The organism is Nocardia sp. NPDC050718 (assembly GCF_040654235.1).
Classification (GTDB): domain Bacteria; phylum Actinomycetota; class Actinomycetes; order Mycobacteriales; family Mycobacteriaceae; genus Nocardia.
This window is the reverse complement of the sequence record NZ_JBFAHQ010000003.1, coordinates 940,373-952,255: the sequence shown is the minus strand read 5'-3', so window position 1 is coordinate 952,255 and position 11,883 is coordinate 940,373. Positions and strand designations below refer to the sequence as shown.

The following is an 11,883-nucleotide window of genomic DNA, read 5'->3' as shown; positions in this document are numbered from 1 at the left end:
CCAATGTGACCGAGCTTCCACCGAAGGGGCGGAACGGAACTAACAATAGCGACCCGTTGATCACCCGCCAGCGGGCCTGGTCCCTTCTATGAGACCTCTCAGGAAGATCACCGGGAGCGGGTCACGAGGACGGCAGCGTGAAATCCCCGCCCCACCCGCGGATCCGGGCCGCATGATCTGCGGCTTCGGCCGCGGCGACCCGCGCTTCGGGCTGGTCGCACACCCCGGCGCGCAGCATCGCGGTGGCCCAGCGCAGTGGCAGCAGACCGTGTTCGGCGCAGTCGGCGTCGACCGCGCGGGCCCGCGCCGCCGAGCCCGCCGGGTCGCCCGCGGCGGCGGTCGCGGCGGCGACGAGCAAAGCCGATTTCACCCGGTGCCGGACCGACGGCAGCGCGGCGGCCAGTGCCACCGCGATCTCGGCGTCGCGCAGCGCCGGCGCGGCCGCACCACCGGCGAGCGCGGTCTCCGCGCGCACCCAGTGCCAGCGCACCGCGCAGCGGGCGGGCGCGTCGGCCAGCAGCGGTTCCACCCGGCCGAGCAGCCTGCGGGCCAGGGCGAGCCTGCCGGTGCCGAGGGCGTCGGCGGCCAGGCCGGTGTAGGCGTCGGCCAGCGCCTCGGCGCGGTCGGCTCCGGCGGCACCGAGGGCGAGCGTCGCCGCGCGGCCGTCGAAGGCGGCGGCCGCGGCGTGCCCGCCGAGCTGGCGCAGCAGCGAGCCGCGGGTGCTCTCGACGCGGGAGCGCAGCGCCGGATCGATCCGCGCGCGGGACAGCGTCGACAGGTCCGCCCTGGCGGCGGCGTAGCGCCCCTGCGCCCCGAGCGCGACCGCGCGATACCACCTGTCCAGGGGGGTTGCCGGCGTCGGCAACTCCGCAGCGGCAGTGCCGGGGGTGGGCCCGAAAGCAGTCGAAACGAGTATTTCGGAACCGATATCCGCGGGTGAAGCCGTTGTCTGCACGCCGAGACTGTAGCCGCCACGGGCGCCGGGCCGTTCTCGTGATATGTCACCACGGCCCCGGCACAGCTACCGATCAGCTTTTCCATCGGCGGTGCATGTTGCCATCAGGTAAATCTCCGCCCGCCGACTCCACTACCGCAAAGTTTCGAATTCACATGCGTTTCGCGCAATTAACCTCGGCGCCCCGATTACGCCATCTGCACCCCGTCCACGGACGACCCCCGTTGTGACCCGCAACACCCGCCCGACCGGCGGCTCTGTCGGCCGAAACCGGCTCTGCCTGGCGCGACCTGGGGAAATGCCGTACGCCGCGAGCACCGCGCTGAGACCCGGCCATAGCCAACCGAACAGTATGAACGGACCGGGCATGAAATGTAAACAGTGCGCAGGTTAAATTTCAGCGTTGCGGATTTGCGGTACCAATGCGTCGAACTATTGACGGAAATTCCCGCGTGCACCTAACGTAGCTCATCGCCGGGGTCGGCGCCGCGCGAAATTGCAGCGACCACCTACGGCACCGTCAGGCACCGTCGAGCCGGCCACCTCCGCGCGAGGTGCCGCGTTGACCTGCCGCACCACGTCGCTCGACAACGCTGACGAGCTCGCACCACAAGGAGTTCACCATGCCCATGCCCACTCACCTTCCCGGCCCGAACGCCGATGTCTGGGATTGGCAGATGCGCGGCTCGTGCCGCGGCCAGGACTCCGCGGTCTTCTTCCACCCCGACGGCGAACGTGGCCGCGCCCGCACCGCGCGCGAGATGCGCGCCAAGGAGATCTGCCGGGCCTGCCCCGTGCTGATGCAGTGCCGTACCCACGCGCTCAAGGTGAGCGAGCCGTACGGCATCTGGGGTGGGATGTCGGAGACCGAACGCGAGATGCACGCGCGCCGCAACCGGCGCCGTATGGCCGTCTAGATACTTCGGCAAATCAACTCCCATCCGCCCGGCGTGGCGTGCCGAATCTCTAGCAAACAGCTGGCACCCGAACAAGGCACCCCCGGGCGGAGGGAGGTCATAGCCGCGGGCTACATTCGTGACCGATGACACAGAATGGGTTCCGAAGCGAAGCCTTCCCACCGAGCGTGGATTCTGCGGTTACCGCACGCGCGGCCGAAGGAGTCGAGCTAGCTGCACTGTTGGAACGATGCGGCCTGTCCGACCAGCAAGCCTTTGCCGAACTGTACGACCGGACGTCTGCGCGCGTCTTCGGCCTGATCCTGCGGGTCCTGCACGACCCGGGGTACGCGGAGGAGACCACGCAAGAGGTCTATCTGCAGATCTGGCGCACCGCAACGAGTTTCGACCCCACCAAGGGGTCGGCGGTGACCTGGCTGATGACGTTGGCGCACCGGCGGGCGGTCGACCGGGTTCGTGCCGAGCAAGCCCACACCCAGCGCGAAGTCGCCTACGGGATCCGGGTGCTCGGCAACGAATTCGACGAGGTCACGGAGGAGGTGGAACGCAGACTCGAACAACAGGCCGTCCAGCGCGGGCTCTCGACATTGACCGAGACGCAGCGCGAGGCGATCTCGCTCGCCTACTACGGCGGGCGCACCTATGCGGAGGTAGCTCAGCACCTCGGCATCGGACTACCGACCGTCAAGTCCCGTATTCGGGACGGACTGACACGACTGAAGAAAAGTTTGGGGGTGACGTGAGATGAACGAAGCCCAGATCGATCTCGCGCACACCGTCGCGCTCGGATTGATCGACGACGAAGACCATCACGCGATCCAGACCATCATCGATACCGAAGACTCCGTCCTCTGTACCGAGTTCCTCCACGAGATCCGCGGCACCCGCACGGTTCTCGCCGAACTCGGTGCGAGTACACCGACCCCACCTCCCCCCTCCCTGCGTGCGCGCCTGCTGGCCGCGATCGACGCCGAAGAGCCCCCGGTAGCCAGCTAGCGCGCGAAACGAAAGGCCCCCGAACCGCACCGCGGTCCAGGGGCCTTCGTCATTGTGTCGCTCAGTGCGCGTGACCGTGATGCCCGTGGTCGTCGGCCTCCTCGACCGGCTTGTCCACGATGGCGCTCTCGGTGGTCAGGATCATCCGCGCGACCGAGGCGGCGTTCACCACGGCGGAGCGGGTCACCTTGACCGGATCGACGACACCGTCGGTGAGCAGATCACCGTAGGCGAGGGTGGCGGCGTTGAAGCCCTCCTTGCCGTCGGCGACCTTGCTGACGACGACGGCGCCGTCGACACCGGCGTTGGTGGCGATCCAGAACAGCGGCGCCTCGAGGCCCTTGCGGACGACCTCGACGCCGACGGCCTGATCACCGGTCAGCGAGTCGCGCAGCTCGACCAGCGCGGTCGCGGCCTGCACCAGCGCGGTGCCGCCGCCGGGGACGATACCCTCCTCGACCGCGGCCTTGGCCGCCGCGACCGCGTCGTCGACGCGGTACTTGCGCTCCTTGAGCGCGGTCTCGGTGGCCGCGCCGACGCGGATCACCGCGACGCCGCCGGCCAGCTTCGCCAGCCGCTCCTCGAGCTTCTCCCGATCCCAGTCGGAATCGGTGGCCTCGATCTCGCGCCGCAGCTGCGCGCTGCGGGCGGCGACGTCGGCCTCGGTGCCCGCGCCGTCGATCAGAACGGTCTCGTCCTTGGTGACGACGATGCGACGCGCCTGACCCAGCTGCTCGATGGTGGCCTCGCGCAGGGTGACGCCGAGATCGGGGTTGATCACGGTGCCACCGGTGACGACGGCCAGGTCGTCGAGGAACGCCTTGCGGCGGTCACCGAAGAACGGCGCCTTGACCGCGACGGCCTTAAGGGTCTTGCGGATCGAGTTGACCACCAGGGTGGACAGGGCCTCGCCCTCGATGTCCTCGGCGATGATCAGCACGGACTTGCCGGACTCGGCGATCTTCTCGAGCACCGGCAGCAGGTCGGGCAGCGAGCTGATCTTGTCGCGGTGCAGCAGGACGTAGGTGTCCTCCAGCACGGCCTGCTGGGTCTCGGGATCGGTCACGAAGTAGGGCGAGAGGTAGCCCTTGTCGAACTGCACACCCTCGGTGATGACGAGTTCGGTCTGCGTGGTCGAGGACTCCTCGACGGTGACGACGCCGTCCTTGCCGACGGTGGTCAGCGCCTTGCCGACCATCTCGCCGATCTCCTCGTCGCGCGAGGAGACGGTGGCGACCTGGGCGATGGCCTGCTCACCGGAGACCGGGGTCGACGCGGCGAGCAGCACCTCCGACACCTTGTCGGCGGCCAGCGCGATGCCCTGGCCGAGGGAGATCGGGTTGGCGCCCGCGGCGACGTTCTTCAGGCCCGCGCGCACGAAGGCCTGGGCCAGCACGGTCGCGGTGGTGGTGCCGTCGCCGGCGACGTCGTTGGTCTTGGTGGCGACGCTCTTGACGAGCTGGGCGCCGAGGTTCTCGAAGGGGTCCTCGAGATCGATGTCACGCGCGATGGTGACACCGTCGTTGGTCACGGTCGGGCCACCGAAGGCCTTCGCCAGCACGACGTGGCGGCCACGGGGACCGAGGGTCACCTTGACGGCGTCGGCGAGCTTGTCGACACCGCGTTCCAGAGCCCGGCGAGCCTTCTCGTCGAACTCGATCTGCTTTGCCATAGAGGATTCAGCTCCTGTGTGAGAACGCAATCCGCCCCGGGTCGCGAGACGACGCCGGGGCGGAACGCGTATGCGGCGTTGGCCTACTTGGTGACGACGGCCAGGATGTCGCGCGCCGACAGGATGAGGTACTCCCCACCCTGGTACTTGATCTCGGTGCCGCCGTACTTGCTGTAGATGACGACGTCGCCTTCCTTGACGTCGACGGGGATGCGGTCACCCTTCTCGGTGATCCGGCCCTCGCCGACGGCGATGACGGTGCCCTCCTGCGGCTTCTCCTTGGCCGTGTCCGGGATGACCAGGCCGGAGGCCGTCGTCGTCTCGGCCTCGTTGGCCTGGACGAGGATCTTGTCCTCGAGCGGCTTGATGTTCACGCTCGCCACGTTGAGCCCTCCACTTTCAGGGGAATTCGGTCGTCCGGAACTGTTGTCCCGGACCGGGTTTCGGTCAGCTTGCGACTCTGCGCGTTCGCCCCGTCGTCGCGGGTGCCGGGACCCCTGCCCAGTAGTCGACTGGCACAAGCACAGCTACACAGTGCCGACTAGCACTCTATACGCGAGAGTGCCAGCGCTCAAGGCCGGGTTCTGCCAATGTCGCATTTTCGACACGCCCACACTCGCCAGTGATCTTCACATCGCTTGCCACAATCTGTAACGTTCGCATAACAGGCTGTGAAAGGATATGTATAGCGTTCCATTCGAGATGGTCGGCATCACAGAACCATCCACGCTCGAAGGGAGGTGAACATGCGAACATCCCTCGGCATTTCCGCCGGAAACGAGGTGGTGTGCTCAGCGCTGGTCGCCACCGGTCCCGCCGGTGAGCAGAGCTTCGACTACCGCGTCGTCTCGGCCGACGCGGCCCACTCCGATCTCGGCGATCTCGTATCGTCCTCGATCGAGCTGATGACCACCCAGCTGCCCGTCACCCAGGGCGCCGCCATGGCGGGCGAACCGCTCGGGCGCTACTCCTCCGGCGCGCACCGCCGCGACGAGCCCGCCCGTTCGCGCCCGCCGACCAGTGTCGCCGTCGCCTTCCGGAACAGGGAACAGGCCCAGGCCATCCGGGCCGCCACCACCCGGCACCGCGATCTGCGGCTGGTGCCCGAGGGCACCGCCGCGATGACCTACTTACGCGACACCGGCCTGCTCGACCGCTACGCCACCGTCGCGGTGGTCGACCTCGGCGCCACCGGGCTCACCGTCACCGTCGTCGACTACGCCGACGGCACGATCCTGCACACCGAGCGCACCCCGACGCTCAGCGGCAACGCCATCGACGAGCTGATCTACCACCACCTCGTCGACCTGCACTACGCCCGCCGGGGCACCAGGCCCAACCGCGGCACCCTGACCAACCGGGGCCGGGCGGCCAAGGAGCACCTGTCGATCGCGCCCGCGGTCACCATCGACCACGTGGCCGGGCAGCCGCTCAAGCTCACCCGCTCCGACTTCGAGGAGCTGATCGGCGGGCTGCTGCGCAATATCGCGCTGTTCACCGCGTCGGTCTTCACCCGGGCGCCGAAGTATCCCGAGGCGGTCGCGGTGATCGGCGGGTGCGCCAACATCCCCGCCGTCGTCGAGACGCTGCACGGCAGGCTGGACGTGCCCGTCATCACCGTGCCCGATCCGGAAGCCGTGATCGCCAAGGGCGCCGCGCTGGTCGCCGACGCGGCGGCACCGTCGGCCCTGCAGGTGGCCGCGCTGGGCGACGCCCCGAACAGCACCTTCACCAAGGTCGCCGGGACGCTGGCCGGCGCGGTCGTGGTGGTCGGCCTGGTGATCGGCTACGGCGTGCAGGCGGTCTCGCCCGACCCCGCCGATGTCACCCCGGCGGGCACCAGCAGCACCGTGCGGCAGCCACCGTTACCCGTGGTGCCGCAGCAGGCACCGACACCCGCCAATCGCGAGAGCACCGACCGCACCGGCGTCACCAACGCGCCGCCCACCACCGAGGTGCCGACCACCCAGGTCCCGACGACGACCACACCGCTGATCGCGCCGCCCCCACCGCCGACGCCGGGGCAGGTCGCGCCGTCGACCACGGCGCCGACCCTGCGGCCCGATCCGAACCTGCCGCAGATCCCCTACCCGGAGTCCCCGCTCGGCCCGATCGACAGCGGGTCCTCGGGCGGCAGGCAGCAGCAGCGGCCGTCCACCCCGAACACCTCACCGAGCCAGCAGCGGCCCGCCCAGAGCCTGCTGCCGATCCCGCCGGCCGCGAGCACGCCGAGCGAAGCACCGCTTCAGCTCATCGACTAGCCGGGACCGCGGTTCCGCCGACGAGTCAGCCGTGCAGGGCGCTCACCGACACCGGCAGACCCGGATCCGTGGCGACCGTCAATTCCGCGGGCTGCGCGCCCGCCGCGATCACATGCGCGCCGAGCGCCGCGATCATCACCCCGTTGTCGGTGCACAGCCGTGGCTTGGGCACCCGCAGGGTCAATCCCGCTGCCGCGCAGCGCTCCTCGGCCAGCGAGCGGATCCGCGAATTCGCGGTGGCGCCGCCGCCGAGCACGATCGTGTCGACGCCGATATCGGTCGCGGCGCGCACGGCCTTCATCGTCAGCACATCGGCCACCGCCTCCTGGAAGGACGCGGCGATGTCGGGGATCGGCAGCTGATCGGGGCCGATGCCCTGGCGCTGCGCGGCCTCGACATAGCGGGCGACCGCGGTCTTGAGGCCGGAGAAGGAGAAGTCGTAGCGCGCGTCGCGCGGACCGGTCATGCCGCGCGGGAACGCGATCGCGCGCGGATCTCCGTCCTTGGCGGCGGCGTCCAGGTAGGGGCCGCCGGGGTAGCCGAGGCCGAGCAGCCGGGCGACCTTGTCGAAGGCCTCGCCCGCCGCGTCGTCGACGGTGCTGCCGAGCTCGGTGATCGGCGAGCCGAGATCGGTGACCTGCAGCAGGTGGGTGTGCCCGCCGGAGACGAGCAGCGCCACCGCGGGCGGCAGCGGCCCGTGCTCGAGCGTGTCGACCGCGACGTGCCCACCGAGGTGGTTGAGCGCGTAGAACGGCACATCCCAGGCGGCCGCGTAGGCCTTGGCCGCCGCGACGCCGACCAGCAGCGCACCGGCGAGGCCGGGCCCGATGGTGACGGCGAGCGCGTCGGGCTTGCTGATCCCGGCCGCGGCCAGCGCCCGGCGCATGGCGGGCACGATCGCCTCGAGATGCGCGCGCGAGGCGATCTCGGGGACAACGCCGCCGAAGCGCGCGTGCTGGTCGACGCTGGAGGCCACCTCGTCGGCGAGCAGTTCCAGCGAACAATCCGGGTGCCGCCGGACAATGCCGACTCCCGTTTCGTCGCACGAGCTTTCGATGCCCATGACGATCACGACAGCACCTCGTCCTGCCTGCCGCGCGCGGCCCATTCATCGGCCGCCACGGTGAGTTCGGGCCGCCGCATGGTGTATGCGTCGGCGCCGCTGGGGTGGTAGTAGTTCTTGCGCAGCCCGATGATGTGGAAACCGTGCTTGGCGTAGAGCGCGATCGCGGGCGCGTTGTCGGTGCGGACCTCGAGGAACACCGGCCCGCCGCGTTCGGCGGCGGTGGCCAGCAGCGCCTCCAGCAGCAGGGTGCCGATGCCGCCGCGATGACAGTCCGGATCGACGCCGATGGTGTGCACCTCGGCCTCGGGATGCGCGGCGTCACCGAGCAGCGCGATGCCCGCGTAGCCGACCATCGCGCCGTTCGCGTCGCGGGCGGTGATGTAGCGGTTGTGCGCGCCGGCCAGCTCGGAGCGGAACGACACCGCCTGCCACGGGTCGTCCTCGGGGAACAGCAGGTGCTCGAGCTCGACGCAGCGGTCGATGTCGTGCACCGTCATCGGTTCGATCCGGTAGTCGGACACGGCGTTCACGCCCCGGTCCGGTCGAGGGTGCGGAAGCTGTTCTCGACGGCGTCGGGCCTGCGCAGGTACAGCGGGATCAGCGGCTCGGGCGCGGTACCGGCCAGCAGCTCGGCGGCGGCGACAGCCACCAGCCCGGCGGGCGACGGCGTCTCGCTGGGCAGCACCGGCAGATCGAAGTAGTCGACGTGGGCGGCCGAACCCGCGATCGCGACGGCGTCACCGAGCGGCACCTCGGCGGGCTTGCACACCTCGGGTCCGGCGCTGCGCGCCCCGTTCAGGTAGCGGGCCCAGTACACCTCGCGCCTGCGCGCGTCGGTCACCACCAGCAGTTCGCCGCTGTCGCGTTGCTCACCCGCGGCCTCGGCGGCGATGGCGTCGAGACTGCACACCCCGTACACGGGCAGACCCAGCGCGTCGCCGAAGGCGGCGGCGGTGGCCATCCCGACCCGGAGACCGGTGAACGGGCCGGGCCCGACCCCGACGACGAGGGCGTCGAGCTGGTCACGGCGCACTCCGGCCTCGGTGAGGCATTCCAGGATCTGCGGGGTGAGCACCTCGGCGTGGGCGCGCGCGTCGACCTTGACGCGGGCAGCGAGCGTCGCCACGGCGGGCCGGGTGTCCGCGTCGGCGGCAGGTGACAGATGCACCAATCCCGCTGTAACGGCGGGTGTCGCGGTGTCGACTGCTAGTACGAGCATGATTGTCTCAACAATACCGGGTGGTTTCCGCGCCCGGCGCGCACCGGTGCCCGCCGGTCCACGGGTTATTCGATCCACTCCCAGATGGCCGTGCGCACATCGGATTCCGGTTCCCGGGCGAGTTGCACCCGCAGGTGCCGTTCGGTGAGGTGTTCCACGACACCCTTGCCCCACTCCACCACCACGACGGCGTGGTGCAGGTCGGTGTCGAGGTCGAGGGCGTCGAGTTCGTCCAGGTCGCCCGCGAGCCGGTAGGCGTCCACGTGCACCAGCGCGACGCCGGGCGTGCCGTCGGGCCGCTCCCCGGCCTTGTGCGCCCGCGCGATGATGAAGGTCGGCGAGCTGACCCGGCCCGCGACGCCGAGACCGGCCGCGATCCCCCTGGTCAGCGCCGTTTTCCCGGCGCCGAGCGGACCGTCGAGAACCACCAGGTCACCGGCGCGCAGGGTCGCGGCCAGCTCCCGGCCGAAGGCTTCGGTGTCCTCGACCGTGGCCAGGACGCGCTGCTGTGGGTCAGCCACCGACGGCCTCCCCGCCCCGCGCGCCGCCGAAGCCGGCGGCGGCCAGCAGCCGGTCCAGTGCGTCCAGCGTCACCTCGGGGTACTGCAGGTGCGGCATGTGCGCGGCCGCGCCCATCCGCACCAGCTCGCTGCCCGGCAGGGCCGCGGCCAGCGCGCGCGAGTTGCGGAACGGGATCACCATGTCGTGCGCGCCGCCGAGGACGAGCACCGGCAGGTCGGCCAGCACCGGCAGCGCCGCCGACTCGTCGTGCAGCTCAATCGCTTTCAGGAACTTCTCGATGGTCGCCACGGGCGTGCGGTCGATCATCATGGTGGTGAAGCGCGACAGCGTCGGGCTCACCGGCCCGTGGAACGAGCTGACGTGCAGGATCGGCGTCACCAGCTGCTTGCTCGCGGTCCGGCTCACCTGGACGACGGCGGGCGCGGTGCGCACCGCCATCCGGAACCCGTCGATCGCCGGATGCCGCAGCAGCTGCGGCAGCCCGGTCGCGGTCACCTCGGCCGCGGCGGTGCAGAACAGGCCGACCGCGCGCACCCGCGCCGCGAAGAGTTCGGGGAACTGCGCCGCCGCCGCGAGTACGGCCATCCCGCCGAGCGAGTGCCCGACCAGCACCACCGGCCCGGTCGGCGCGCACTCGCGCACCACGGCGGCGACATCGTGGCCGAGCTGCGCGACGGTGCAGCTCTCGGTGCTCGGCGTCCCGGAGCGGCCGTGCCCGCGCTGGTCGAAGAAGACCAGCCGGACCCGCGGGCCCCATTCGCGGGCGAGGTCGCGGCGCTGGAAGTGGAAGGACTCCATGCTGTTGCAGAACCCGTGCACGAAGACGACGGTCACCTCGGCGGACTCGTCACCGTACGTCCGGGTGGCCAGCGACACACCGTCGTCGGCGATCACCATGCCCGGCTCGTCCTCGTCGATCAGGGCGAAGTTCTCGTCGCGGTACTCGTCCCGTTCGGCGGGCCAGCGCACCCGCGCGCCGATCCGGCGCAGCGTGTGCGCGACGGCGAGCGCGCCGAGCAGGCTCGCGGTCGCCAGGCCGCCGCGCAGGATCACCTTGCCCCGCGTCATCGGCCGGTCCCCACGTAGCGGCGCACGGCCCGGCCGCGCGGCGAACAGACCACCTCGTAGTCGATGGTGTCGAGCAGCCTGGCCCAGTCGAGCGCGTGCGGATGCCCGGCGCCGCCGCCGAACAGCACCGCCCGGTCGCCCTCCCGCACGCCGCCCGGGTTGTCGCCCAGGTCGACCATGAATTGGTCCATGCACACGCGCCCGACATTACGGTGCCGGGACCCGCCCAGCCACACCTCGAAACGCCCACTCAGCGAGCGGAATACACCGTCGGCGTAGCCCGCGGGCACCAGCGCGACGGTGGTGTCGCGCGGCGCGATCCAGCGGTGCCCGTAGGACACGCCCTCCCCCGCGGCCACCCGTTTCACCAGGGTGACCTCGGCTTGCAGCGTCATCGCGGGCCGCAGCCCGAAGTCACCGAGTTCCGGGATCGGCGACAGCCCGTACACCGCGATGCCCGGCCGCACCAGGTCGAAGTGCAGGTCGGGGCGGGTCAGGGTGGCCGCGGAATTCGCCAGGTGCACCTGCTCGGGCTCGAGGCCCTGTTCCTTGGCCTGCGCGATCGCCTCGACGAAGCGTTCCCGCTGCCGGTCGAGCATCGGATGCTCGGGTTCGTCGGAGTGCGCGAGGTGGGAGAAGATCGCCCGGAACCGGACGACCCGCTCGTCGACGAGGGCGCGCAGGGCCCGCAGGACCTGCGGATACTCGGTGACCGACACCCCGTTGCGGTTCAGCCCGGTGTCGACCTTGAGCGTCACGACGGCGGTCCGGCCGCTCGCGCGCGCCGCCCGCTCGACCGCCCGCAGCTGCGTGAGCGAGGACACCCCGATCTCGACATCGGCCGCGATCGCGGCGCCGAAGTCCGCGTCGATGGTGTTGAGCCAGCACAGGATCGGCGCGGTGATCCCGGCGGCGCGCAAGGCCAGCGCCTCGGCGACCGTGGTGACCCCCAGCTCGGTGGCCCCCGCCGCCAGCGCCGTGCGCCCGACCTCGACCGCGCCGTGGTTGTAGCCGTCGGCCTTGACCACCGCCATCACCCCGGCGCCCTGCGCGAACTCGCGCAGCACACGCACGTTGTGGGCGATGGCATCCAGGTCGATGACAGTCTCCACTTGCGCATTCACGGCTTCGATCCTGCCAGGACCCGCCGGATTCGCGGAACCTGCCCCCGCGCGGCCCGCCCGCCGCGGCGATGGTCCCGCGACAG

13 protein-coding genes are annotated in these 11,883 nt (G+C 70.7%); 4 read left to right on the top strand and 9 right to left on the bottom strand.

Features of this window, described 5'->3' with window-relative positions; genetic code table 11:
* Positions 1-121 precede the first annotated feature (121 nt).
* On the bottom strand, positions 122-865 hold the full coding sequence (locus AB0H54_RS18685) for a hypothetical protein (protein ID WP_357346560.1): 744 nt from the start codon (positions 863-865) through the stop codon (positions 122-124).
* A gap of 713 nt (positions 866-1,578) precedes the next feature.
* Here AB0H54_RS18685 and AB0H54_RS18680 point away from each other — a divergent pair.
* The 3 genes from AB0H54_RS18680 (at position 1,579) to AB0H54_RS18670 (ending at position 2,868) form a co-directional block, all read left to right on the top strand.
* Positions 1,579-1,872 carry a WhiB family transcriptional regulator gene (locus AB0H54_RS18680; protein ID WP_022567299.1) on the top strand — a complete coding sequence of 98 codons (294 nt, stop codon included), beginning with the start codon at positions 1,579-1,581 and terminating at the stop codon, positions 1,870-1,872.
* Between the two features lie 125 nt (positions 1,873-1,997).
* Positions 1,998-2,615, top strand: a complete 618-nt coding sequence (locus AB0H54_RS18675; protein ID WP_355271485.1) for a sigma-70 family RNA polymerase sigma factor — start codon at positions 1,998-2,000, stop codon at positions 2,613-2,615.
* A gap of 1 nt (position 2,616) precedes the next feature.
* A complete protein-coding gene (locus tag AB0H54_RS18670) occupies positions 2,617-2,868 on the top strand; it encodes a hypothetical protein (RefSeq protein WP_355271484.1) in 252 nt (83 codons plus the stop codon).
* Between the two features lie 61 nt (positions 2,869-2,929).
* Here the strand turns inward: AB0H54_RS18670 and groL are convergent, their stop codons facing one another.
* Positions 2,930-4,540 (bottom strand): chaperonin GroEL, encoded by a 1,611-nt coding sequence (gene groL / locus AB0H54_RS18665; protein ID WP_357346559.1) that lies wholly within the window; start codon positions 4,538-4,540, stop codon positions 2,930-2,932.
* 83 nt (positions 4,541-4,623) lie between these two features.
* Positions 4,624-4,923: a co-chaperone GroES gene (groES, locus tag AB0H54_RS18660; protein ID WP_019045169.1), complete on the bottom strand. Its 300-nt coding sequence runs from the start codon at positions 4,921-4,923 to the stop codon at positions 4,624-4,626.
* A gap of 363 nt (positions 4,924-5,286) precedes the next feature.
* Between groES and AB0H54_RS18655 the strand changes: the two genes are divergently transcribed.
* The gene (locus AB0H54_RS18655; protein ID WP_355271480.1) at positions 5,287-6,801 is read left to right on the top strand and encodes an Hsp70 family protein; all 1,515 of its coding nucleotides are present in this window, start codon (positions 5,287-5,289) and stop codon (positions 6,799-6,801) included.
* 25 nt (positions 6,802-6,826) lie between these two features.
* On the opposite strand, the gene tsaD is transcribed toward AB0H54_RS18655, so the two are convergent.
* From tsaD to alr, 6 genes are all read right to left on the bottom strand, one after another.
* Positions 6,827-7,873, bottom strand: a complete 1,047-nt coding sequence (gene tsaD / locus AB0H54_RS18650) for a tRNA (adenosine(37)-N6)-threonylcarbamoyltransferase complex transferase subunit TsaD (protein WP_357346558.1) — start codon at positions 7,871-7,873, stop codon at positions 6,827-6,829.
* Positions 7,870-8,364 (bottom strand): ribosomal protein S18-alanine N-acetyltransferase, encoded by a 495-nt coding sequence (rimI, locus tag AB0H54_RS18645; protein WP_218717760.1) that lies wholly within the window; start codon positions 8,362-8,364, stop codon positions 7,870-7,872. The genes tsaD and rimI overlap by 4 nt, the downstream gene beginning before the upstream one ends.
* Before the next feature lie 29 nt (positions 8,365-8,393).
* Positions 8,394-9,086 (bottom strand): tRNA (adenosine(37)-N6)-threonylcarbamoyltransferase complex dimerization subunit type 1 TsaB, encoded by a 693-nt coding sequence (gene tsaB, locus AB0H54_RS18640; RefSeq protein WP_357346557.1) that lies wholly within the window; start codon positions 9,084-9,086, stop codon positions 8,394-8,396.
* 65 nt (positions 9,087-9,151) lie between these two features.
* Positions 9,152-9,607, bottom strand: coding sequence for a tRNA (adenosine(37)-N6)-threonylcarbamoyltransferase complex ATPase subunit type 1 TsaE (gene tsaE / locus AB0H54_RS18635; protein WP_357346556.1), 456 nt, complete (start codon positions 9,605-9,607; stop codon positions 9,152-9,154).
* Positions 9,600-10,676: an alpha/beta hydrolase gene (locus tag AB0H54_RS18630; protein WP_357346555.1), complete on the bottom strand. Its 1,077-nt coding sequence runs from the start codon at positions 10,674-10,676 to the stop codon at positions 9,600-9,602. The genes tsaE and AB0H54_RS18630 overlap by 8 nt, the downstream gene beginning before the upstream one ends.
* Positions 10,673-11,809 (bottom strand): alanine racemase, encoded by a 1,137-nt coding sequence (gene alr, locus AB0H54_RS18625; protein WP_357346616.1) that lies wholly within the window; start codon positions 11,807-11,809, stop codon positions 10,673-10,675. The genes AB0H54_RS18630 and alr overlap by 4 nt, the downstream gene beginning before the upstream one ends.
* Between the last annotated feature and the right edge of the window lie 74 nt (positions 11,810-11,883).